This is a genomic window from Alcanivorax sp. HI0044 (assembly GCF_001634945.1).
Genome location: NZ_LWEZ01001461.1, coordinates 12409 through 35330 on the forward strand (window position 1 = coordinate 12409; position 22922 = coordinate 35330).

Consider the following 22922-nt stretch of genomic DNA (forward strand, 5'->3'; position numbering starts at 1 on the left):
CGGCGCTGGGCGCAGGCGCCCGGCATCGTTTTCCGTTATCTGAGGTCGCATGAACAATCCATCTACACCCAGTGCCCGTCGCAAGGCGCGTCGTTTCACCCTTCAGGCGCTGTACCAGTGGCAGCTGGCCGGTGCTGCCGTGAGCGACATTGAAGCCCAGTTTCTGGCGAATCAGGATTTTGCCAAGGTGGACCGTGAATACTTTCATGATCTGCTGCACGGGGTGCTGGGCCAGGTGAAAGCGCTGGACGAGCAGCTCACGCCCTATCTGGATCGGCGTGTGGAAGAGCTGTCCCAGGTGGAAAAAGCGATTCTGCGACTCGGCGCCTTCGAGTTGAAGGAACGCCAGGATGTGCCTTACCGGGTGGTGATCAACGAAGGCATTGAACTGGCCAAGGTGTTTGGCGCAGAAGATTCCTTCAAGTACGTGAATGGGGTGCTCGACAAGCTGGCGCGCCAGTTGCGTTATGCGGAAGCGTCGGAACGCCGCCCCCGTGACTGATACCCGCTGCTAGCGTTGGCCTGCCCGTGCGTTCTGCGGGCAAGCCGCGTTATGCTTCTGCCATGACTGATCCTGCCGACTTCTCTCAATCGCCGCCGCAACCGTCAGTGTCTGGCTCCCTGGACGAATTCTCCCTGATCCGGCGTTATTTTCACCATCGTCAGGGGGGCTCCGTGGTGTTGGGCCCCGGTGACGATGGCGCCTTGTTGACCCCTCCCGCCGGCCAGCAACTGGTAATGACTCAGGATACCAGTCTGGTCGACCGTCACTTTCCCGCTGATATGGCCCCGGCCGATGTGGGCTATCGCTGCCTGGCGGTGAATATTTCGGATCTGGCGGCCATGGGGGCGACACCGCTCTGGTTTTTGCTCTCCCTGACACTCCCGGAGGTGGAGGCAGACTGGTTGGCAGGCTTTTCCCGGGGGCTGTTTGAGCTGGCCGACCAGGCTGGGATTAGCCTGGTTGGAGGGGATATCACCCGTGGTCCCCTGTCGGTCTCGATCCAGGCTACCGGGGCCGTGCCTCCGGGGCTGGCGTTGCGTCGTGATGGTGCCCGTGCGGGGGATCAGATCTGTGTAGGCGGCGTGACGGGGGCCGGCTTGCTTGGGCTGGAGCAGTGGCAGGCCGGGCAGCGTCACGGCCCTGCCGTGGGCCATTTCCGTCGGCCCCGTCCGCAGTGGGAGCTGGGTATGGCGCTACGTGGTCAGGCCAGTGCCTGCATCGATATTTCTGACGGTGTGCTGGCGGATCTGAACCATATCCTGCAGGCGTCGGGTGAGCTGGGTGCCTGTCTGGACGAGGCGGCGCTGCCGGACGATCCATCCGTGCTGGCCGGGTGCAGCGCCGATAAGCAGAGGGCCTTGCAGCTGCAGGGCGGTGATGACTATCTGCTATTGTTTACCTTGCCGCCATCAAAGCCGGTTCCGCAAGGCAGTTATTGCCTGGGTCGAATCGAGGCGCAACCCGGTATGCGTTTACGCCAGCGCGATGGGGCGGTGCGTACTCTGACCGTTACTGGCTGGCAGCATTTTTGACAAGAGACGCCTGCAAGCAAGACGCAACATGGCTGCACGCTAAACCCTACAAAATCCAAAGAGATTGCCGACACCGAGCCCGCGAGGAATAACATGGAATTTCAACGCCCCAGTATGCGTAACCCGGTGCACTTCCTGGCCTTCGGCTTCGGGTCCGGGCTGGCGCCTATTGCGCCGGGTACCTTTGGTACGGTGGCGGCCATGCCGATCTGGTGGTTGTGTGCCCAGCTGCCCCTGTGGGGGTATCTGGCGGTGACTGCAGCGGTAATCGCTGTGGGGCCCTACCTGTGCGGGAAGACCTCCGATGATATGCATGTGCATGATCACCCGGGCATTGTCTGGGATGAAATCGCGGGCCTGCTGATCACCATGATTGCCGTACCGATCACCCCCTGGGGGGCGCTGGCCGGGTTTGTGGCGTTCCGGGTGTTCGACATTATCAAGCCCTGGCCTATTGGCTGGCTGGACCGGCGGGTGGCCGGAGGCCTGGGAATCATGGTCGATGACTTGCTGGCAGGGGTTTATGCCGCGGTCGTGGTGCAATTACTGATCTGGCAATTTCCTGCCATATTTACCTGATATCGTTTTGTCACTACCGCTGGAGCCAAAGGAATGGCGCTCCTGAAGGTTAACTTTTAACCTGCAGGAAGATTCATTCGCAAAGGACTTGCAATGTCAGACACGGACCCGCGCTCACGACGGGTGGTGGTGCCAGGAGTGCGCTGGTTGCGCTTCCCCCGGCGCCTGGAAGGGGAGTACCGGGACTATCAGTGCCAGGAGGCGGTGGAAAGCTTCCGGGTCAATGCCTTCTATATCCTGTTGCTCTACATGCTGCTGATCACCGGCATTTATGCGTTGGCGCCGGAGCAGATTCGTGGCTGGTGGTTGTCCACCTATATCTGGGTGGGGATCATTGTGCTGGTGGCGGGCTTGCTCGCACAGGTGCGCGCGCTGGATCGTTTTTTCCCTCTCTATGCCGGTGTCGGCAGCTTTCTTGCCGTGGCGCTGTCCGTGGCCATTCCCGGCTTCATGCGCGACAGCGGCGCCATTCAGTTGGCTCATGTGTCTGTTATTTATGCACTGGTCATCATCTATGCCATGGTCGGGTTGCGCTTTACCGTGGCTGTGCTGGCAGGTTGGGGCGGTGGCCTGGTGGGGGCACTGATTGCTGAAAAGCTGGGCCAGGGGCTGGACTGGCAGGTGCTCCACCGTACCTATACCGGGATCAGTTTGCTGGGGATGTTCCTGTGCTATTCCTCGGAAGTGCGTGATCGGCTGCTTTTTTTCAACCAGCGCCAGCTACAACGCCAGCAACGTCGTACCCAGGCATTGGCAGAACGTCTGCACCGGCTCAGCCGGGAAGACAGCCTCACGGGGCTGGCCAATCGGCGCTTTTTCGATGAAGCCTTCGACCGGGAGTGGCGGCGTTGCAAACGCAGCGGACAGCCGCTGAGCGTAATGTTGGTGGATGTGGACCGCTTCAAGGCCTACAACGACCACTACGGACACCTGCAAGGCGATCTTTGCCTACAGAAGCTGTCAGCGGAATTCCATCGCTACAGCCGCCGCGGGGGGGATCTGGTGGCTCGCTTTGGTGGGGAGGAGTTCGTGCTGTTGTACCCGGAAACCGATGAAGTGGAGGCGCAGCAGCTGGCGTCCCGGCTATGTCGTTCCGTGCGCTCACTGGCCATCCCCCATGCGGATAATCCGCAAATGAACGAAGTGACGGTCAGTGTTGGCGTGGCCACGATGATTCCCGGCGACCGGCACAGTGCCGGAGACTTGCTGGAGGCTGCGGACCGGGCCCTCTATCTGGCCAAACAAGGCGGACGGGATGACTGGCGAATTTACCAGGCGCCGCCTGCGGTGCGCTTGGTCAAGGAGCGCAAGAACGACGAAGGGGAGCGATGATCGCTCCCCTTTCAGTTGTTGCTTTCCCGTGACTTTGCCGGGGCGGAGCTAGCGCTCCCGGGCTTCACGAAGGGTCTGTTGGCGGTTCAGGCGTTTGCGGATCTGTTGCTCAATGCCCTCTGCATCCAGGCCCGCTTCGGCCAGTAACACATCCCGCTTGCCGTGATGAATGAAGTGATCCGGCAGGGCCAGGTTCAGTACATCCAGCACTACGCCTGCCTCGTGCAGCAGTTCATTCACGGCCGAGCCTGCGCCCCCCATCTGCTGATGGTCTTCTGCGGTGACCAGCAAGGTGTGCTGCGCGGCGGCGTGGAGAATGGCATCCCGGTCCAGGGGTTTCACCCAGCGCATGTCCAGCACGGTGGCATTGAGCGCGTCGGCGGCTTCAAGCGCGGCTGGCACCAGTGCCCCAAAGGCCAGTATGGCCACGTGCTGGCCTTCGCGCAGGGTGCGCGCCTGGCCGATGGGCAGGGCGGTCATGGTTTCTTCGATGGTGGCGCCGGTGCCGGTGCCGCGCGGATAGCGTACCGCTGCCGGCCCTTCGTGCAGATAGGCTGAATAGAGCAGCTGACGGCATTCGTTCTCGTCGGAAGGGGCCGCGATAATCATGTTCGGCACGGTGCGCAGGTAGGCCAGATCAAACACGCCGCCATGGGTGGCGCCGTCCTCGCCCACCAGGCCGGCCCGGTCCAGACCGAAGGTTACATCCAGTTCCTGCAGGGCCACATCGTGGATCAGCTGATCATAGCCGCGCTGCAGGAAAGTGGAATAAATGGCTACCACCGGTTTCTGGTTTTCACAGGCCAGCCCGCCGGCCAGAGTGACCGCGTGTTGCTCACAGATGGCCACATCGTGGTAACGCTCCGGGAAGCGGCGGCTGAATTCCACCATGCCGGAGCCTTCGCACATGGCGGGCGTGATGCCCACCAGGCGTGGGTCCTGCTCGGCCATATCGCACAGCCACTGGCCGAAGATATCCTGGTACTTGGGCAGCTTGGGCTTTTGCGGGACGGCCACCTGAACCTTGGGTTTGGGTTCGATCTTGTTGATGGCGTGGTAGCCCACCGGGTCGACTTCTGCGGGCGCAAAGCCTTTGCCCTTGGTGGTATAGATGTGCAGCAGCTGCGGCCCTTCCAGGTCGCGCAGGTTGCCCAGGGTGCGTACCAGCTCATCCACATTGTGGCCGTCGATGGGGCCGATGTAGTTGAAGCCGATGGCCTCGAACAGCATGTCGGGGCTGACCATGTTCTTCATGCTTTCTTCAGTGCGGCGGATGAAATCCCAGGCCGCCGGCATGGTGGAAAGCACTTTCTTGCCACCTTCACGCAGGGCGATATAGCTCTTGCTGGCCCAGATGCGCGCAAAATAATTGGATAGCCCGCCCACATTGTGGGAAATCGACATGTTGTTGTCGTTGAGGATCACCAGCAGATTGGAGCGTGTATGTGCCGCGTGGCTCATGGCCTCAAACGCCTGACCGGCGGTCATGGCGCCGTCACCGATGATGGCCACGGCACGGCGGTCACTGCCGGCCATTTCCGCGCCCAGCGCCATGCCCAGTGCGGCGCTGATGGAAGTGGACGAGTGGCCCACGCCGAAGGTGTCGTATTCGGATTCGCTGCGCTTGGGAAAGCCGGACAGGCCGCCGGCCTGGCGGATGCTGGTCAGTGATTCGCGGCGCCCGGTGAGTATCTTGTGGGGGTAACACTGGTGGCCCACATCCCAGACCAGTTTGTCATCAGGAGTGTGATACAGGTAATGCAGGGCAACGGTCAGTTCGACCACGCCGAGGCCCGCGCCGAAATGCCCGCCACACTGGCCTACCGCATAGAGCAGATATTCGCGTAATTCATCGACCACGCGCTCCAGTTGGGATGCCGGCAGCTGCCGCAGGTCTGCAGGGCTGTTGAGGGTATCCAGCAACGGGGTGTCAGGTCGCGCCAGCGGAATTTGAGTAAACGTCTTGGGCATAGGGTCATGCAGCCTGATGAGTGCAAGGCAGAATAATGGCCTGTGGTCCGGGCGGAACGCTGTGTGAAGCAGGCGCTTTCCGCGTGGACCACTGGCACTAGTATAACTGTCCGGGGGGGCTATCGTCAGTGCTGGATCAGTGATTCCGGGTAATGATGTATTGAGCCAATTGTTGCAGGGGAAGCGCGCGTGGCCCATAGCCAGCCAGAGCCTGTTGCGCCTGCTCGCATAACTGGCGGGCGCGTTGCTGGCTTTGCTCCAGGCCGAGAAGTGCCGGGAAGGTGCTTTTTTGCAGCTTTTCATCGGAGCCGGAGGGCTTGCCCAGCTGCTCGGTGCCGCCGATGACATCGAGGATGTCGTCCTGAATCTGGAACGCCAGACCAATGGTATCGCCAAAATCGGTGAGGCTGTTGAGTAGCGCAGGATCGTTCTTTTCTGCGGCGAAATAGCCCAGCTGCAGGCTGGCGGTGATCAAGCGCCCGGTTTTCAGGTAATGCATCTCTTCCAATGCTGCCACGGTTTGTTGCTGGCCCTGGGCGAGCATGTCCTGCATCTGGCCGGCGGCCATGCCGTCCACGCCTGCCGCCTGGCACAGGTGCTGAATCAGGGCGATGCGGCTGTCACTGCGGTAGTCGCCATGACAGGCGAGCAGCTCAAAGGCACGGGTGTGCAGGGTGTCGCCGGCAAGGATGGCGGTGGCTTCGTCGAAAGCCTTGTGACAGGTGGGCTGGCCCCGGCGCAGGTCGTCATCGTCCATGGCGGGCAGGTCATCGTGAACCAGGGAGTAGGCATGGATCAGTTCCACTGCCACGGCGGGCACGTCGGCCTGGGCCGGACTCGCGCCTGCCAGCTGGGTGGCGCCGTAGACCAGTAGAGGGCGAATGCGTTTACCGCCGCTGAGGGCGGCGTAGCGCATGGCCTGGCTGAGCCGGGAGGCGGCGCTCTGGGTGGGCAGGTAGTGGTCCAGGGCCAGCTCCAGGCGGGCCTTGGCAGTGTCGGTCAGTTGGTCCAGTGCAGCGAATTCGCTCGCCGTCTCACTGTTCATTATCACCACCGGTAAAGGGCTCAGGATCGGCTGCGGTGCTCTGTTCCAGCAGGATGCGGACTTTTTGTTCCGCCTGCTGCAGAGCTTGCTGGCACTCCCGGGACAGGCGTACGCCTTCCTCGAAAGCTTTCAGGGAGTCTTCCAGGGTCAACTCACCGGATTCCATCCGTTCCACCAGGGTTTCCAGGCTATCCAGCGAGGTTTCCAGCGCGGGGGCTGCGTTTTTTGCCATGAGCGTCTCCTCGGATCCATCACCGGGACCCCGTCTTTGCTGTCTCTGCCCCTGCAGTGGGCTGTGCTGGCGGCAACAGTAATGCAGCGGCTGTGGTGAATCAATTCCAGGTTGCGGGCTGGCTGTGGTGGTCAAACCGGGCCAGGGTAACCGTTCAGCTGATTTGATCTATTCTAAGTGATTGATATAAATAGGGTAAGGCAGGCGGGGAAAAGAGGGCCGGAAGATTGATTCCAAATGGTTCTAAACAGGGGCTTCCACCCGATCGTGGTGGCTGATTATATTGAAAGGCCCGCCGGAGCTCGCAGGCTGCTTCTTCCTCTGATCTCCTAAGCTATGGCGTTTCGCTTGCGTCAACCGGCGGGGATTCTGATCAAGCAAGCTTCATGGTGCGCGCAACACGCATCATGCTGTAGAAGTCATGGGAATTTTTTCCAGGTAAAACCCAACAGGCCGCGCCGAGGTTTCGAGCGCGGCCTGTTGGGTTTCCGGTACGCATCACACTAAACCGCGTTGTTGCGTGCAGCGTGATGGGTGCCAGCGGCTCTTAAAAATCAAACCGCATGCCCACCGTGAAGACCTGGCCATCGCTTTCCACCTGGTAGCCCGCCAGCGGGTTGAAGCTCTCGGAGTTGGGGGTGTAGATGGCGTAGCCCAGTTCCTCGTAGAAGTATTCCGCAAAGAACTTCAGGTTTTCGGTGTGGCGGTAGTCCAGCCCGACCTGGGCAGAATCCCCCTGGAAGAAGGCATCACCTTCATCGGTTTCTTCACCATGGGCGACCATGGCGCGCAGGGTGTACTTGTTCCAGCTGTAGGAGCCCATCAGGTTATAGGTCACCGGGTCATCGTCCTGGACGGTGTCATCGTTGGTCAGCAGCTGTTCCACCTTGGCGGCGAAGCGCCAGTTGCCGGGGGACCAGGCTGCGGAGATGCCCGCCTGATCGGCATGCTTGGCGGAGTCCTGCTCACTGTCCTGGTAGCCGATACCAAAGGCCAGCGAGTCGGTTACCGCATAGGACAGCGCGTACTGCATGGTATCCAGATAGCTGGTGCCCTGCTGATCCGTCAGATCGACACCGGAAACGGTGGCCGTGAAGCCGCCCATGCTGGGGGTGGTGTAGGTGAGCGCGTCGCGGCGAAAGGTGGCCTGGGTGGCGTAGCCAGAATAGAAAGAACTGAAGAAATCCAGCGGGTAGGCCACGTTGTTGTAGTACGCCAGCCACTGGGTACCGACGCGCACGCTACCAAAGCGGTCGTGGGCGACGGTAATGTCGGCGACCCGCGGCTTGTTGTTGCCTTTATAACTTTCCTGGAAAAAGGTCGGGTCTTCCGCTTGCAGGCGTGCGGAATTAATCGGGAATTCCACCGTGCCGGTAATGTTGAAATGCTCGAAGTCATTATATTTGGCGGTGACACCCAGTCGGGAGTACGCATCCCGAAGCCCGGTGTAGGAATCGTCTTCGCCGGGTTGCGCCTGATCGACAGAAACGGCTTCTGTCTGGATGCGCAGGGAGCCGTAGGGCGTCACCTCCAGATCTGCCTGGGCAGGCAGGGCGGCAAAGCCGGCCAGCAGGGCTGTCGATAATGGCAAAATACGTTGCTGTTTCATCAGTTTCTCTCCCTCATTTTTATCGCAAAAAACGTGCGGCCTGGCGCGGGGCAGGCGACAGGCCTATGAGTTGTGGGGTGGTGTAAGGCGAAATATTGCGTAATCGCGTTTGGGTTTCGGCAGCGTGTCGCGCAGCGCCCACGACGCAATAAGGGAAAGAAAAACGCACGCAACTGACGGTGGGTGCGTGGAGATGGAACACTCGGTAACCCGGAGAAAAGGTGACAGACTTTCTCGGCAGTGTACCCTCTTGCGCCTTCCCGATAAGGCGTTGGCGGCGTTAACCATGCAGGAAAAAACATGGTGATGCCGTGTCGATGGCGCTCGCGAATGATGCTTTTTTCATTGCGTTCCCTCACGTTGCCAGGGGCGCCAGCTACCGATTTTCCGGCGTGCGAGTGCCCCCGAGTAGCGTCCATTCTTGCGCAAATTGTTATTTACCGTGGCAAATGAACACCGTTATTGCAAGAAAAGCCGGATGTTTTGTGGTGTGGTTCGTGGTGGAGAAGGAGAAAGGTTGAATGGATTTTTGCCCGCAATTACTCGTATTCGGCAACGTTGCAGTAGCCTAGAATGCGCGCCATGAAATTGATTTTGGCCCCCATGGAGGGCCTGGCGGATTTTTGGGTTCGCCAGGCATTAACGGATGTGGGCGACTACGATTGGTGTGTCAGTGAGTTTGTCCGTGTCAGCGGGCTGCTGTTGCCGCCGAAGGTGTTTTATCGCTGGTGCCCCGAGTTAAAGCTTGGCGCGCGCACCCGGGCGGGCACGCCTGTGCATCTTCAGCTGCTGGGCTCCGAGCCTGACTGCATGGCGGAAAATGCGGTACGTGCAGTGTCACTTGGGGCGCCGGCGATTGATTTGAACTTTGGTTGCCCGGCGAAAACCGTGAACCGCCATCGTGGTGGTGCCGTGTTGCTTGATGAGCCAGAGGTGGTGCATGCGGTGACGGCGGCGGTACGTGAGGCCGTGCCGGCCAATGTGCCCGTGTCCGTGAAAATGCGCCTGGGGAATGAAGATGATGGCCGGGCGCTGGATAATGCACGGGCGGTGGTGGAAGCCGGTGCTGCCTGGCTGACGGTACACGGGCGCACCAAGCGCCAGGGGTATAAACCGCCGGCCTTCTGGGATCGTATCGGGCACATCCGTGAGGTGGTATCGATTCCGGTGATCGCCAATGGTGAGATCTGGACTGCGGACGATGCGGCCCGCGCCCGCCTGGAAAGTGGTTGTGAGGATCTCATGCTCGGGCGCGGCGCTGTGGCCGACCCCCGTCTGGTCTCCGTGTTGCGTCATGGCGCGGAGTCTGACTGGAATGCTATCTTGCCGATACTGCAGCAGTTTTGGGTGGATGTGGCGGGTACCGGCACTGATGCGCAATTGGCCGGACGCATAAAACAGTGGTTGAGTTACCTGCGCCGGCGCTGGCCCCAGGCGGCGCAATTGCTTGAGCAGCTGAAACGCGAAACCCGGCCCGAGGTTATTGCCCGGATTCTGGCTGACTTTGTGCCTTTAACGTAAAGCGTTGAAAGGGTGGCAAGACAAGGAAGTCGCCTTCGTGCCGATCCGCCAGCGCATGAAACGAGTCATGCATATTGTCCAGCCCCCAGGGGAGAGGCTTCACGTCAGGCGTGAGTTCACTGAAAAAATCATCCCAGTGCACCGGTATCACGGTGTGTGCGCCCACCGCCTTGGCGGTTTCCTCCATGAATGACTGCTGATAGTGGTCAGATTGTTTGCCCAGGCTGGCGCTGGCCAGCAGTGCATAGTCGGCCTGGTAGGCATCCAGTGCGCCGGGGGCTGCCCCTGAACTTCCCTGAATCAACACGGACCCGTTGGGGTGGCTGATAACCACACCATAACTTTGGCCCTCTTCCCAGGCACCTACCCGTGCAGGGGGAACCACCGGTGCTGGAATGTCGCCCTTGCCGGTCATCGCCTCCACGGCGGCGGGTAGTGGCACATGGCTGGCAGGGACGAACCGCACGGTGAATTGACCAAATTGATAGGGATGATGCGTTTCAATCGTGGTGATTCGCGATTCCGGTAGTTCCCCGCCGCGGCCCACCATGGCGGTGGAGGTGGAGCCCAGCAGTTGTGCCCCGGTTTTCTGTGCCACCACGGCCACATCCATGGCGTGGTCGAAATGGGAGTGCAGCACCAGTAATGCGTCCAGCGAGGTAATCCCGGCCTGTTCCAAGGCCTGATCAATGCGCTGCTCATCGGGCTTTAGTCGGGTAAACAGCAGTTGGGGAATGGATACCCGGGAAAAATAGCCGTCGGTGAGCAAATGGGTGCTGCCATCGCTGATCAGGATGGTGCTGGTGCCCAGGTAGGTCAGCGTCACCTGCCCCGGAGCGGGAGCCGGTTGCGGCGAGGCGATGGGCCAGCGTTCCAGGCTGGGGGTAAAGGTCAGCAGCAATACGCCGCACAAGATCACAAGCAGCAAAGCGCTGGAAATCCATCGCGCTATTTTCATTGTCTATCCATGGTTGTTCTTTTCGACGACGCGTCAATCCCTGCCTGCGTAGTGGTGTCGCACAGGCCAAGACCTGCCAGTTTAACGGAAATTACGCAGCTGCACAGGTCGGGAGCGGATTTTGCCGGCATGGATAGCGCTGGCCCGTCAGAGCCTGAACCCGTCCCGGCTTCGACTAAAGTCATACTGTGTTGCCATGGCCCTTTGGCTAGTCTGGAGCTCGAGCCTATCCCTTGTCTGCCTGAAAAGGGGGTGGCCTGATTTCCTGATGACGCAGAGGGACGAGTAATGAAAGAAGAAAACGCCCGCGCCTACTGGGCCGCTAACCTGCGATTGATTTTGACCTACCTGGCTGTCTGGTTCGCTGTCTCCTATGGCTGCGGCATTTTGCTGGTGGATGAACTCAATCAAATCCAATTCTTCGGTTTCAAGCTGGGCTTCTGGTTTGCGCAACAGGGAGCCATCTACGTGTTCCTGGTGCTGATCGTCATGTACGCGCACTCCATGAACAAGCTGGACCGTAAATTTGACGTCCACGAAGACTAACCGCTGAAAAGCAGATAAAGAGTCCGATAAAGAGAGACATCCTATGGATATTCAGACACTCACTTATCTCTTTGTAGGCGGTTCGTTTGCGCTCTACATCGGGATTGCGATCTGGTCACGGGCCGGGTCGACCAAAGATTTTTACGTGGCCGGTGGCGGGGTTTCCCCGATAGCGAACGGCGCCGCCACCGCAGCCGACTGGATGTCGGCAGCCTCGTTTATTTCCATGGCCGGGATTATTGCCTACTCCGGTTACGATGCGTCGGTGTACCTGATGGGGTGGACCGGGGGCTATGTACTACTGGCCATGTTATTGGCACCTTACCTGCGCAAGTTCGGCAAGTTTACGGTGCCGGATTTCATTGGTGATCGCTATTACTCCAACGTGGCAAGAACGGTAGCGGTGATCTGCGTAATCTTCGTGTCCTTTACCTATGTGGCCGGGCAGATGCGCGGTACCGGCATCGTGTTTGCCCGCTTCCTGGAAGTGAATGTGAATACCGGTGTAGTGATCGGTATGGCCATCGTGTTTTTCTACGCTGTGCTTGGTGGCATGAAAGGGATTACCTACACCCAGGTAGCGCAGTATTGCGTGCTGATCTTTGCCTTCCTGGTGCCGGCGGTTTTCCTGTCCATCATGATGACCGGGCATGTTCTTCCACAAACCGGTTTTGGTGGCACGGTACTGGATGCAGCCGGTGGTGACAGCGGGGTGTATCTGCTGCACAAACTGGACCAGGTAGTGACCGATCTGGGCTTTACCGAATACACAGAAGGCTCAAAATCCACCATTGATGTGTTCTTTATTGCTGCGGCATTGATGTGCGGTACTGCGGGCCTGCCCCACGTGATCGTGCGTTTCTTTACCGTACCCCGGGTGAAAGATGCCCGTATCAGTGCCGGCTGGGCGTTGTTCTTTATCGCCTTGCTGTACACCTCTGCACCGGCGGTGGGCGCATTCGCACGGCTCAACTTGATCGACACCGTGAACGAAACCCAATACACCGAACTGCCGGAATGGTTCTATAACTGGGAAAACTCCGGGTTGATCGGCTGGGTGGACAAGAACGGTGACGGTGCCGTGCAGATGCGCGCCGGAGCACCCTTCGAAGGCAAGCCGACCTATGCCGGCAGCCGTGAAGAAACCAAGGGCAGCTATGGGGAGCGGGTGTTGACCAATGCCCCCACGGATAACGCCTCGGAAGTGTATATCGACCGCGACATCATCGTGTTGGCTAACCCGGAAATCGGCAATCTGCCTGCCTGGGTGATCGCCCTGGTGGCGGCCGGTGGGGTGGCGGCAGCACTGTCCACGGCAGCGGGGCTGTTGCTGGTGATATCCAGTGCCATCTCCCATGACCTGCTAAAGAAAACCCTGATGCCGGGCATCAATGAGAAACAGGAGTTGTTGGCGGCTCGGGGAGCGGCGGTGGTGGCGATTGTCATTGCCGGTTACTTTGGCATCAATCCGCCCGGCTTTGTGGCCCAGGTGGTGGCATTTGCCTTTGGCCTTGCCGCTGCCAGCTTCTTCCCGGTGATCCTCATGGGCATTTTCTACAAGCGCATGAACAAGGAAGGGGCGATTGCCGGCATGCTGGTTGGGCTGATCTTCACCTTCAGCTACATCGTGTTCTTCAAATTTGTCTCGCCAGAGCTGAACAATGCAGAACACTGGTTGCTGGGCGTGTCGCCTGAAGGTATCGGAACGTTCGGGATGATTCTCAACTTTGCTGTGGCCTTCGCGGTATCGCGAGTGACCGCGCCGCCTCCTGAGCATATCCAGCACATTGTGGAAGACATCCGTATTCCGCGAGGTGCCGGTGAAGCGTCTGCACACTGAGCACGGGTAACACAGGAACCGGTGCGGGGCTTTCCCCGTACCGGTTTTTGCGTTTAATAATGACAGCAAAGACGCAATGGCGGAGTTAACCGAATGATCGAACAGGAACTGAATCAGTATCCGTTCAGCCAGCTTGGCGAAGCCGGTCGCCGCCGTTTGCAAGAAGGAACCGATCTGGCCTATTACGAGCCGGATGACATTATTCTCGACGCGGCCAGTACCAGCGATTCTGTCTTTCTCGTGCACAAGGGCAGCGTGGCAGAGCTGGACGTGAACGCGCCGGATGGCCGTCGCCAGGTGGGGGTTTATGCCGCCGGCGATTTATTCGGGGCGATTAGTGTACTGAATGGGCAAAGCCGTTACCGGTTTCGTGCCGAGCAGCAGACACTGTGCTACCTGATCCCGGCAGGACTGTTTCGCGAGCTGTGTGAAAGCGAAGTGGAGTTCGGCCGTTATTTCAGCCAGCGGCTGGCGGAGAAAAACCAGCGCCTGGCAGAGCGCCGGGAAGGGGGCGTGACCCTGGCGGGTTTCATGCTGGCCAGGGTTGAAGAATGCATGCGCGCGCCCCTGATCATGCCGAAACAGGCCACCGTACGGGATGCTGTGTCTGCCTTGAAACAGCACGGTGTGGACAGCGTGCTGATTGAGCATCAACAGCATTACGCCATTGTCACCAAGACCGATCTGCTGACCGCGCTGGTGATGAGCAATCAATCGCCGGATACCCGTTTGGCTGAGGTGGCGGAAACGGAGCTGGTTACCGCCGGTCCGGGCGATTACCTGTTCGCGGCCTTGACCCGGATGACCCGGCACAAGGTGGCGCGGGTGGTGGTCATGGAAAAGGGCGTTGCTGTGGGGGTGGTGGAGCTCACCGATGTGCTCAGCTTCTTTTCCAGTCGCTCCTATGTGGTGGGGCTGGAAATTGAGAAAGCGGATACGCTGGAGGCGTTGCAACTGGCCAGCGCCCGCCTGCCCGATCTGGTGGATACGCTGATGGCCCAGGGGGTAAAAATGCGGTTCGCCATGGATTTGCTGGCTGCGCTCAACGGCCGCTTGATGAGCAAGGCCTATGAAATGGTGGTGCCCGCCGACCAGCAGCGGGCCTGCCTGATGGTGATGGGCAGCGAAGGGCGTGGTGAGCAGATACTGAAGACGGATCAGGATAACGGCCTGATTTTGGGCGAGCACCAGCAGTGGTCAGGCTGTGATCAGGATATGCAGCGCTTTACCCGCACCCTGCTGTCGTTGGGTTATCCGCCCTGCCCGGGGAACGTAATGGTCTCCAATCCGCAGTGGACCGGGCCGGTGTCGCGTTGGCAGCAGCGCGTGCAGGAATGGGCCGGGGATCCTGGCGGGAAAGGTCTGCTGAACCTGACAATCCTTACCGATGCACACGCCGTCGCCGGTGATCCCGGGCTGCTGGAAACCGTGCGCGATACCCTGTTTTCACGGTGCAGTGATGATCAATTACTGATGGCCCACTTTGCCCGCCCGGTCCTGCAGTTTGCCACGCCGCTGAACCTGTTCGGCTCGCTGAAGAAGCCCCAGCATGGCATTGATATCAAAAAAGGCGCCCTGTTCCCGTTGGTGCATGGCGTGCGAGCCATGGCGTTGCAGTGCCGGATTCGGGAAACCTCGACCCTGGCGCGTCTGGATAAGCTGGTGGCCGCCGGCGCCATGGAGCCCGGCTTTGCTGAAGACCTGGGGGAGGCCATGGAATTGTTCAGTGAGCTGCGGTTGTCCCGGCAACTGGCCAAATTGCAGGGCGAAGACGAAACAGTGGAGGACAATCATATCGTGGTTCAGCAGCTATCTTCGCTGGAAAGGGATTTGCTGCGGGATGCGTTGCATCTGGTCAGCGAGTTCAAGCAACGTTTGTCGCGCCGTTTCCACTTGGAATATTGAACATGAACCGTGACTGGAGCTGGAAAAGCATGTTGTCGCAGTGGCCCGGTTGCAAATGGCGCCGATTCCGTGACCGGTGCCGCCATGGGCAGGGCCCCTATGCGCACCTGTTTGCTCCCTATGACGGCGATCAGGTAGTGGCCATTGATTGCGAAACCACCGGGCTGGACAGTCGCACCGCTGAATTGGTGTCTATTGCCGCGGTGGTCATAAAAGATGGGCGGGTGCTGAGCAGCCAGAGCCTGGATGTGAAACTGATGCCACCGGAAAGCCTCAAGGAGGACACGATCCGCATTCACCGGTTGCGGCCGGTGGATCTGGAAGGCGGTGAAAGTGTGCGTGATGCGCTGGATGCCCTGCTGGCACTGGTTGGCAACCGACCGCTGGTGGGCTGGTGTGTGGCTTTTGATGTGGCCATGATCAATCGGTATTTGCGCCCGCTAATGGGGTTTGATTTACCCAATGACATCATCGAGTTATCTGCACTGTATCAAAAGAAAATGCGCTACTGGCAGCCGGACGTGACTCCCGACCTGCGCTTTGATGCCATGGCCAGCGCCTTGCAGGTGCCGGTGATGGAACGTCACACCGCCCGGGGAGATGCGGTGACCAGTGCGCTGATGTACCTGCAGCTGCAGAAATCCACATTAAATTAAGCCGCTGGCGGCTGTGAAAAAGGAAGGAAGAGCTGATGTTCTATGCAGAAAAAATAGCGCTGATAGTGGGCCTCTGCCTGGTTCTGTACGCCTATTTTCGCTACTGGCGCCGGACCGGTGATGGTCAGGGGCTGGTGATGTTCTGGCGACGGACCATGGCACTCAATGTGGTGGAGTTCAAACTGCAACGCGGTGGCATTGCCCTTTTACTGGTAGCCGTGGTGCTACGCTTTGTCCAGGCGCTGCTATAAGCTCAACAGGAGTCGTAACAGGCAGCATGCTCCACGCAACAGGTAAACGCACGATAAGCGATTCCTGATTTGCTTTAACCAACGGGGAGAGGCGGTGTTTTCACTGTGGCAATTGGGTGCGTTGGCGCTGGCTTATGTGTTGGTGTTGTTTGTTATCGCCTGGTGGGGCGATCGGGCTGCCCGACAGGGCCGCAAGACCTTCCACAATGCCTGGGTGTACAGCCTGGGGTTGGGGGTTTATTGCACTTCCTGGACGTTCTACGGCGCGGTTGGTGAAGCGGCCCAGAACGGCTGGAACTACCTGCCTATTTATCTGGGGCCGATCATTACCGTCTTACTGGGCGGTTCACTGATCTACAAGATGGTGTCGGTGGCCCAGCAGCAACACATTACCTCCATTGCCGATTTCCTGGCCGCCCGCTACGGGAAGTCCCGGCGCCTGGCTGTGCTGGTCACCCTGGTGGCCATTGTCGGGGTGTTGCCCTACATCGCCTTACAGCTAAAAGCCGTCACCCTGTCGTTTGATTATGTGCTGGAGGAATCTGCGCCGGGCCAGGTGGATACGGCACTGGTGGTCGCTGCACTGATGGCTATTTTCACCTTGCTGTTCGGTACCCGGCATATCGATACCACCGAGCACCAATCCGGCTTGATGCTGGCGGTGAGTTTTGAATCCTTTATCAAGGTGGTGGCGTTTGTCGGGCTGGGCTTGTATTGCCTGTATGCCATTTTTGATGGCCCGGTGGATATGTGGCAGCAGCTGAGCGAGCGCAGCGATGTCATGCAGAGTTTTGAACCGACCCTGTTTTCGCAAAGTTTCGTCACTTCATTATTGCTTTCCATGGTGGCGATTCTCTGTCTGCCCCGTCAGTTCCATGCCGGTGTGGTAGAAAACAATGACCTGCGCCATTTGCGCACCACGCGCTGGTTGTTTCCGTTTTACCTGGCGCTGTTTGCGATTTTTGTTCTGCCGATCGTGATTGCCGGCGTGATTACCCAGCCCTACCTGATCGGTCATGCAGACACTTACATGTTGTCGTTGCCCATGGCCCAGGCCAATCACGGCATGCTGATGCTGTCGTTTATTGGCGGGATTGCGGCGGCCACTGGCATGGTGATTGTCTCCACCATGGCGCTGGCCATTATGTTGACCAACGAAGTGCTGCTGCCCATGTGGTTGCAGTCGCGGCTCAATGAAAAGGATCAGCTGCCGGATCTCAGCACGCAACTGCGCTTTCTGCGCCGGGCCAGCATTCTGGTGTTGCTGGGGCTGGCGTTTGCCTTCCATACGCTGATCGACCGGTTCGACGGCCTTGCCAGTATCGGGCTGCTGTCGTTTGCCGCCGTGGCCCAGTTCGCGCCATCACTGATCGGTGCCCTGTACTGGCGCAATGGCCATAAGCAGGGGGCGTTCATCGGCCTGGCGCTGGGGTTTGTGGTGTGGTTTTACTGCCTGCTGGCGCCGGTGATTCTGCCCGTGGAGTGGGTGACCGTGCTCAATACCCAGGGGCTGTTCGGCCTGGGCCTGCTACGTCCCCATGCCATGTTCGGCATCGAAGGGCTGGAGCCTCTAACCCATGGTGTGTTCTGGTCGGTGTCCGTGAATCTGGCCGCGTTTATCTACTATTCCCGCCGGGCCAACCATGATGCCCTGGATGAAACCCAGGCCGCCCGGTTTGTGGATATGCCCACGGACTGGTGGCGCGAAGGTATGGGGCACCCCTCCATTACCACCATCGAATTGCTGGAAGTCTGCAAGCGCGGGTTGGGACATCCACGGGCGGAACCTTTGTTCTTCGATTACATGCGCCGGCGTGGGGTGTCGGAAGAATTGGAATTGCCGGCGCCCCTGCATCTGGTGCGATATGTGGAGCGGCTGCTGGCGGGCACCATGGGGGCCTCCACCGCACGCATTGTGATGAGTTCGTTGCTGCGCAAACAGAATGGCCGCCACGATGATGTGGTGCGGATGATGGACGAAGCCTCCGAGCTGATTCAGTTCAACCATCAGTTGCTGCGCACCACCATTGAAACCATTAGCCAGGGCATCTGCGTGGTGGACCGGGATATGCAGGTGGTGGCCTGGAATCAGGCCTACGTAAAGCTGTTTGATTATCCGGACGGGTTGATTCGGTTGGGGCGCTCCATCGCCGATGTGTATCGCTATAACGCCGAACGGGGTTATTACGACGGCGAAAATATGGAAGAAAACGTGACGCGGCGGGTGCAATTATTACGCGAAGGGTATGCGCATCAGTTCGAGCGGGAACTGCCCAATGGCATCGTGGTGGAGGTGCGTGGCACGCCTATGGTGGGCGGCGGTTTTGTCAGTACGTATATGGACATCACCGAACGCAAACACGATGAAAAAGCACTTCGCCAGATCAATGAAAATCTGGAGCAGATGGTCTCGGAGCGTACCCGGAAACTGTCGGAGCTGAATGCCAAACTGGCACAGGCCAATGAAGGGAAAACCCGTTTCCTGGCGGCCGCTGGCCATGACCTGATGCAGCCTTTGAATGCCGCGCAGTTGTTTGCTTCATCGTTGCGTCAGCAGTTGCGTAACCAGGAAAAGGGCCAGTTCGACCATGAGGTACAGGTGCTCGGACATATCGACAGTTCCCTGCAAGCAGCGGAACAAATTATCTCTGCGTTACTGGAAATCAGCAAACTGGATACCGGCACCATGGCGACGCACATCCATCCCTTGCGTTTGTCGTCATTGATGACGCCGCTGGGTCAGGAGTTTTCTGCGCTGGCCAGCGCGCAAGGGCTGACGTTGCGAGCGGTGTCATGCAGTGCGGTGGTGGACAGCGATGAAGTATTGTTGCGACGGGTATTGCAGAACCTGCTGTCCAATGCGGTTCGGTATACGGATTCAGGGCGCATCCTGTTCGGTGCGCGCCGGCTGCACAATGCCGTGCGCATTGATGTGTGGGATACCGGGCCGGGGATTCCCGGTGATCAGCATGAACAGATCTTCCGGGAGTTCCATCGTCTGCCTCAGCTGCATAATCGTGAGGTAAAAGGTCTGGGGTTGGGGCTGGCCATTGCCGACCGGATTTGTCGTTTGTTGGGCCATGCCTTAACCGTCCGCTCCTGGCCGGATAAAGGCACCGTTTTCAGCGTAACGCTGCCGCTGTCCACAGGGGATGTGCCGCCATTGCTGCAGAATGAGCCGTTGCGCGAGCGTCGGGATATCCAGGGCGTGCGCGTTTTCTGTGTGGATAATGATTCCGCGCTGCTGGCGAGCCTGGTGGCGGCCCTGCAAACCCTGGGTTGCGAGGTGGTCGCGGCCAGCGGCCTGCAGGAAGCACGGGAGAAAGCGGCACAAAGCTGGGTGCCGGATGTATTGCTGGTGGATTTTCAGCTGGATCATGAAGACGGGTTTGACGTGATTGAAGCGCTGGATCATTGCTGGGAAGACGTCATTCCTGCCGTACTGATGACCGCAGACCGACGCCCGGAAGTGCGCGCCAGAGCTGAAGAGCAAGGTGTAGGCTTCCTGCAAAAACCGATTTCCGAAGCCATCCTGCAGCGAACGCTGGAAGGGCTTTTGTAAGCTGCGGGCAGCCGTTTGATGGAATTGGGAAATTTCGACCCGGATAGTTATTTTATCGCGGCAGGAGCGTCGCTGGTGAAGCGATAGCCTCAGTTTCAAGTAACGAGAAACGAGAAGCGAGAAGCGAGAAGCGAAAATCACCGGGCTTTCCCTCTGGTTACGGTTTGTATTTCGAAACTCGTTTCTCGCAACTCGACACTCTGGCCTGGCGCGCCCCCAACACTTCTGCAGCAAGTCGCTCTCCATCAAGCTCTTGCGGGTTAGTCCAGGCCGGGAGGCTCGATGGCCAGGTCCTTGAGGGCCAGTACCGCCTGGGTGCGGTTGCGTACGCCCAGCTTGCGAAAAATGGCCGTCATGTGGGCTTTCACCGTGGCTTCCGACACATCCAGTTCGTAGGCGATTACCTTGTTCTGCATGCCTTCCATCAGCATGCCCATCACCCGGAATTGCTGCGGGGTCAGGCTGGCAATGCGCTCGCTCATGGCGGAGTGGTCGGGCAGGGTCGGGGGCATGGCGCGGCGGGCTTTTTCCGGTAGCCAGCGTTCGCCGTCCATGATCTTGCGCATGGCATCGGTCATGGTGTCCACGGAAGTGGATTTGGGAATAAAGCCGTCGGCACCAAAGTGAATGGCCCGCTGTATCACGTCCACATCTTCGGTGGCTGAAATTACCACCACCGGGACTTTCCGGTATTGCTCGCGAAGGTACACCAGCCCCGAAAAACCGTGGGTGCCGGGCATGTGTAAATCCAGAAGAATGACATCGAAGGGGATGGCTTGCTGGCCCAGTACCTCCAGGGTGGCGAGCGAGTCGGCTTCGTGGATGGTGGCGCCGGGAAAACTGGCCTCTACAGCCTGTATCAGGGCCGCACGGAACAGGGGGTGATCATCGGCAATCAGTATGGTTGTCATGACTCTGATTTAAGCATGTTGCGTGCAAAGAGCCCAAAAAAAGATGGGAATGAAAAAAAGATGCTGCCCGGGGAGGGCAGCATGTGGAAAGGAAACACAGAAAACATCCATGTTTCATCAGCGTATGCGGTTTCAAGTGACGTCTGTATCAACGGTTCAGCCGTGTCTCGACCAGGTTGGCGACCACTGCCGGGTCAGCCAAGGTGGAGATGTCGCCCAGGCTGTCGTGTTCGTTGGCCGCCACCTTGCGCAAAATACGGCGCATGATTTTGCCGGACCGGGTTTTCGGTAGTCCGTGGGTAAAGTGAATCAGATCGGGAGTGGCGATGGGGCCGATTTCCCGGCGCACCCACTGGCGTAATTCGTCATGCAGGGCATCGCTGGTGTGCTCGCCATCATTCAGGGTCACATAGACATAAATGCCCTGGCCCTTGATGTTATGGGGATAACCGACGACGGCGGCTTCGCACACCTTGGGGTGTGAGACCAGGGCGCTTTCCACTTCCGCGGTGCCCATGCGGTGGCCGGACACATTGATGACATCGTCCACGCGCCCGGTAATCCAGTAGTAGCCGTCTTCGTCACGGCGTGCTCCGTCACCGGTGCAGTAATAACCGGGGAAGCTGGTGAAGTAGGTTTGCACAAAACGCGGGTGATCGCCCCACAAGGTGCGGGCCTGGCCGGGCCAGCTATCGGCGATGACCAGGTTGCCCTCTGCAGCGCCGTGCAGCAGCTTGCCGTCGTTATCCACCAGTGCCGGCTGGACACCGAAAAAGGGCAAGGTGGCAGCACCGGGTTTGGCTTCAATGGCACCGGGCAGAGGGCAGATCATGATGCCGCCGGTTTCTGTCTGCCACCAGGTGTCGACCACAGCCGCCTGGCCGTTACCCAGCTGGTCGTGGAACCAGTGCCAGGCGGCCGGGTTGATGGGTTCCCCGGCTGTGGCCAGGATGCGCAGACTGTCGCGCCGGCTGTTGGCACAGCAATGCTCGCCGCCGGCCATCAGTGCGCGGATGGCGGTGGGAGCGGTATAAAGAATGTCGATATTGTAGCGGTCAATAATCTCACCGACTCGCTGATCGTCCGGGTAGTTGGGTACCCCTTCGAACATGACGCAGGTGGCGCCGTTGGCAAGCGGACCATAGACCAGATAGGTATGGCCGGTAATCCAGCCCACATCCGCGGTGCACCAGTACACTTGTCCCGGGTGATAATCGAAGGCCAGCTGGTGGGTTAATGAGGCATAGACCATATAGCCGCCGGTGGTGTGCAGCACACCTTTTGGCTGGCCGGTGGAGCCGGAGGTATAGAGGATGAATAACGGATCTTCCGCATTCATGGGCTCGGCAGGGCAGTCGACGTCACTGCGTGCCAGCTGTTCATGAAAATCCAGATCCCGTTGCGCAAACCAGTGGCTATCGCAGCCCACATGGTTGACCACCAGTACCTTGTCGACGCTGTCGGTGCCGGCCTGTTCCAGGGCCGCATCCACGTTATCTTTTAGCGGTACGATCTTGCCGCCGCGACGCCCGCCGTCTGCGGTGATCACCATTTTGGCACCGCAATCGGCGATGCGGCCCGCCAGGGCGTCCGGAGAAAAGCCGGCGAACACCACCGAATGAATGGCGCCGATGCGGGCGCAGGCGAGCATGGCGAATACCGCTTCGGGAATCATGGGCATGTAAATCATCACCCGGTCACCTTTGCCAATGCCCTGCTGTTTGAGGGTGTTGGCCAGCTTGCCGACATGTTGGTGTAACTGCTGATAGGTGATCTGCCGGCGATCCTGGTCCGGAGAGTCCGGTTCCCACAGTAGTGCTATGCCGTCTCTGTTGGTGGCCAGGTGGCGATCTATACAGTTTTCTGCGGCATTCAGCTCACCATCATGAAACCAGCGAATGTGCAGATCAGCGGGGCTGAAATGGGTGTCGCGAATCTGTTGGGGGAAGTGCTGCCAGTCGATCCGCTGTGCCTGTCGGCGCCAGAAGCCAACGCTGTCATCCAGGCTCTGTTGGTACAACGCATGGTAATCATTGCCGTCAATCCAGCAGCGGTCTTTTAATGCCTCTTTAACCGGCATACGCAGGCCCGTTTCCATGGGACTTCCCTCACTCGAAAAGTGCTCACCAGAAAAGTGGAGCAGAAATGAATGCCAAGAGTGTGCAAAAACAGGGGGGCGGGCTGAATTAGACCTTGGTATTAGAGGTGCAACATACAACCCGCTCCAGGCAACAAGGAAAACCGCCAAGGCATGACTTCAGGTTTATCCCGCTTCTGTGGGAAGCGATGCGGGCATCGTGCGGTATTCAGTAGGCAGAAACCTTGTCATTACTCAGGTTTTCCTTGTCAGGCATTGTGCGTCGAGCCTCTGGTGTTTAATCACCTTCGACCTATGGCTAATAGAGTGTTGGCAAAACGCTCAGCAAGCTGTCAATCGGAGTCACTTTCGTGTTGATGACAATAAGAGG

General features: G+C 58.9%; 18 protein-coding genes. 11 read left to right on the forward strand and 7 right to left on the reverse strand.

Translation table 11 applies throughout. From position 1 onward, the window contains the following. The first annotated feature begins 49 nt into the window (after positions 1 to 49). The 4 genes from nusB to A3730_RS21970 all read left to right on the forward strand — a co-directional run bounded on the left by nusB (position 50) and on the right by A3730_RS21970 (position 3447). Entirely contained in the window at positions 50 to 502 is a 453-nt protein-coding gene (nusB, locus tag A3730_RS21955; RefSeq protein ID WP_063520721.1) for a transcription antitermination factor NusB, read from the forward strand. A gap of 62 nt (positions 503 to 564) precedes the next feature. Next, positions 565 to 1536, forward strand: a complete 972-nt coding sequence (gene thiL, locus A3730_RS21960) for a thiamine-phosphate kinase (protein WP_082872492.1) — start codon at positions 565 to 567, stop codon at positions 1534 to 1536. Positions 1537 to 1629: 93 nt separating this feature from the next. After that, positions 1630 to 2115, forward strand: coding sequence for a phosphatidylglycerophosphatase A (locus A3730_RS21965; RefSeq protein WP_063520926.1), 486 nt, complete (start codon positions 1630 to 1632; stop codon positions 2113 to 2115). A 93-nt stretch (positions 2116 to 2208) separates the two neighbouring features. Continuing rightward, positions 2209 to 3447 carry a diguanylate cyclase gene (locus tag A3730_RS21970; RefSeq protein WP_063520925.1) on the forward strand — a complete coding sequence of 413 codons (1239 nt, stop codon included), beginning with the start codon at positions 2209 to 2211 and terminating at the stop codon, positions 3445 to 3447. 48 nt (positions 3448 to 3495) lie between these two features. Here the strand turns inward: A3730_RS21970 and dxs are convergent, their stop codons facing one another. The 4 genes from dxs to A3730_RS21990 form a co-directional block, all read right to left on the reverse strand. After that, entirely contained in the window at positions 3496 to 5418 is a 1923-nt protein-coding gene (dxs, locus tag A3730_RS21975; RefSeq protein WP_063538944.1) for a 1-deoxy-D-xylulose-5-phosphate synthase, read from the reverse strand. Between the two features lie 136 nt (positions 5419 to 5554). Beyond that, positions 5555 to 6463 (reverse strand): polyprenyl synthetase family protein, encoded by a 909-nt coding sequence (locus tag A3730_RS21980; RefSeq protein ID WP_063538946.1) that lies wholly within the window; start codon positions 6461 to 6463, stop codon positions 5555 to 5557. Continuing rightward, positions 6453 to 6695 (reverse strand): exodeoxyribonuclease VII small subunit, encoded by a 243-nt coding sequence (locus A3730_RS21985; RefSeq protein ID WP_063521544.1) that lies wholly within the window; start codon positions 6693 to 6695, stop codon positions 6453 to 6455. The genes A3730_RS21980 and A3730_RS21985 overlap by 11 nt, the downstream gene beginning before the upstream one ends. Positions 6696 to 7242: 547 nt before the next feature. Beyond that, entirely contained in the window at positions 7243 to 8304 is a 1062-nt protein-coding gene (locus tag A3730_RS21990; protein WP_063519705.1) for a porin, read from the reverse strand. A gap of 573 nt (positions 8305 to 8877) precedes the next feature. Between A3730_RS21990 and A3730_RS21995 the strand changes: the two genes are divergently transcribed. Continuing rightward, a complete protein-coding gene (locus tag A3730_RS21995) occupies positions 8878 to 9825 on the forward strand; it encodes a tRNA-dihydrouridine synthase (RefSeq protein WP_197468621.1) in 948 nt (315 codons plus the stop codon). On the opposite strand, the gene A3730_RS22000 is transcribed toward A3730_RS21995, so the two are convergent. Further along, positions 9785 to 10783, reverse strand: a complete 999-nt coding sequence (locus A3730_RS22000; RefSeq protein WP_082872491.1) for an MBL fold metallo-hydrolase — start codon at positions 10781 to 10783, stop codon at positions 9785 to 9787. The genes A3730_RS21995 and A3730_RS22000 overlap by 41 nt on opposite strands. Before the next feature lie 288 nt (positions 10784 to 11071). On the opposite strand from A3730_RS22000, the gene A3730_RS22005 reads away from it, so the two are divergent. The 6 genes from A3730_RS22005 (at position 11072) to A3730_RS22030 (ending at position 19543) form a co-directional block, all read left to right on the forward strand. Next, positions 11072 to 11329: a DUF4212 domain-containing protein gene (locus A3730_RS22005; RefSeq protein ID WP_063519707.1), complete on the forward strand. Its 258-nt coding sequence runs from the start codon at positions 11072 to 11074 to the stop codon at positions 11327 to 11329. Positions 11330 to 11372: 43 nt separating this feature from the next. After that, entirely contained in the window at positions 11373 to 13169 is a 1797-nt protein-coding gene (locus tag A3730_RS22010; protein ID WP_063538948.1) for a sodium:solute symporter family protein, read from the forward strand. 93 nt (positions 13170 to 13262) lie between these two features. Then, positions 13263 to 15074 (forward strand): DUF294 nucleotidyltransferase-like domain-containing protein, encoded by a 1812-nt coding sequence (locus A3730_RS22015; RefSeq protein ID WP_063520353.1) that lies wholly within the window; start codon positions 13263 to 13265, stop codon positions 15072 to 15074. Between the two features lie 2 nt (positions 15075 to 15076). Continuing rightward, positions 15077 to 15730 carry a 3'-5' exonuclease gene (locus A3730_RS22020; RefSeq protein WP_063520352.1) on the forward strand — a complete coding sequence of 218 codons (654 nt, stop codon included), beginning with the start codon at positions 15077 to 15079 and terminating at the stop codon, positions 15728 to 15730. Positions 15731 to 15765: 35 nt separating this feature from the next. Further along, a complete protein-coding gene (locus A3730_RS22025) occupies positions 15766 to 15981 on the forward strand; it encodes a hypothetical protein (RefSeq protein WP_063521233.1) in 216 nt (71 codons plus the stop codon). Between the two features lie 94 nt (positions 15982 to 16075). Next, positions 16076 to 19543, forward strand: a complete 3468-nt coding sequence (locus A3730_RS22030) for a hybrid sensor histidine kinase/response regulator (RefSeq protein WP_063521234.1) — start codon at positions 16076 to 16078, stop codon at positions 19541 to 19543. A gap of 260 nt (positions 19544 to 19803) precedes the next feature. On the opposite strand, the gene A3730_RS22035 is transcribed toward A3730_RS22030, so the two are convergent. Both A3730_RS22035 and acs read right to left on the reverse strand, forming a co-directional pair. After that, a complete protein-coding gene (locus A3730_RS22035; protein WP_063521235.1) occupies positions 19804 to 20454 on the reverse strand; it encodes a response regulator transcription factor in 651 nt (216 codons plus the stop codon). Positions 20455 to 20602: 148 nt separating this feature from the next. Beyond that, positions 20603 to 22552, reverse strand: a complete 1950-nt coding sequence (acs, locus tag A3730_RS22040; RefSeq protein WP_063538950.1) for an acetate--CoA ligase — start codon at positions 22550 to 22552, stop codon at positions 20603 to 20605. Positions 22553 to 22922: the final 370 nt, after the last annotated feature.

Excerpts from the sequence above, each read along its gene's own strand:
- nusB (WP_063520721.1), top strand. The coding sequence starts at position 50 with ATGAACAATCCATCTACACCCAGTGCCCGTCGCAAGGCGCGTCGTTTC.
- thiL (WP_082872492.1), top strand. The coding sequence starts at position 565 with ATGACTGATCCTGCCGACTTCTCTCAATCGCCGCCGCAACCGTCAGTG.
- A3730_RS21965 (WP_063520926.1), top strand. The coding sequence starts at position 1,630 with ATGGAATTTCAACGCCCCAGTATGCGTAACCCGGTGCACTTCCTGGCC.
- A3730_RS21970 (WP_063520925.1), top strand. The coding sequence starts at position 2,209 with ATGTCAGACACGGACCCGCGCTCACGACGGGTGGTGGTGCCAGGAGTG.
- dxs (WP_063538944.1), bottom strand. The coding sequence starts at position 5,418 with ATGCCCAAGACGTTTACTCAAATTCCGCTGGCGCGACCTGACACCCCG.
- A3730_RS21980 (WP_063538946.1), bottom strand. The coding sequence starts at position 6,463 with ATGAACAGTGAGACGGCGAGCGAATTCGCTGCACTGGACCAACTGACC.
- A3730_RS21985 (WP_063521544.1), bottom strand. The coding sequence starts at position 6,695 with ATGGCAAAAAACGCAGCCCCCGCGCTGGAAACCTCGCTGGATAGCCTG.
- A3730_RS21990 (WP_063519705.1), bottom strand. The coding sequence starts at position 8,304 with ATGAAACAGCAACGTATTTTGCCATTATCGACAGCCCTGCTGGCCGGC.
- A3730_RS21995 (WP_197468621.1), top strand. The coding sequence starts at position 8,878 with ATGCGCGCCATGAAATTGATTTTGGCCCCCATGGAGGGCCTGGCGGAT.
- A3730_RS22000 (WP_082872491.1), bottom strand. The coding sequence starts at position 10,783 with ATGAAAATAGCGCGATGGATTTCCAGCGCTTTGCTGCTTGTGATCTTG.
- A3730_RS22005 (WP_063519707.1), top strand. The coding sequence starts at position 11,072 with ATGAAAGAAGAAAACGCCCGCGCCTACTGGGCCGCTAACCTGCGATTG.
- A3730_RS22010 (WP_063538948.1), top strand. The coding sequence starts at position 11,373 with ATGGATATTCAGACACTCACTTATCTCTTTGTAGGCGGTTCGTTTGCG.
- A3730_RS22015 (WP_063520353.1), top strand. The coding sequence starts at position 13,263 with ATGATCGAACAGGAACTGAATCAGTATCCGTTCAGCCAGCTTGGCGAA.
- A3730_RS22020 (WP_063520352.1), top strand. The coding sequence starts at position 15,077 with ATGAACCGTGACTGGAGCTGGAAAAGCATGTTGTCGCAGTGGCCCGGT.
- A3730_RS22025 (WP_063521233.1), top strand. The coding sequence starts at position 15,766 with ATGTTCTATGCAGAAAAAATAGCGCTGATAGTGGGCCTCTGCCTGGTT.
- A3730_RS22035 (WP_063521235.1), bottom strand. The coding sequence starts at position 20,454 with ATGACAACCATACTGATTGCCGATGATCACCCCCTGTTCCGTGCGGCC.
- acs (WP_063538950.1), bottom strand. The coding sequence starts at position 22,552 with ATGGAAACGGGCCTGCGTATGCCGGTTAAAGAGGCATTAAAAGACCGC.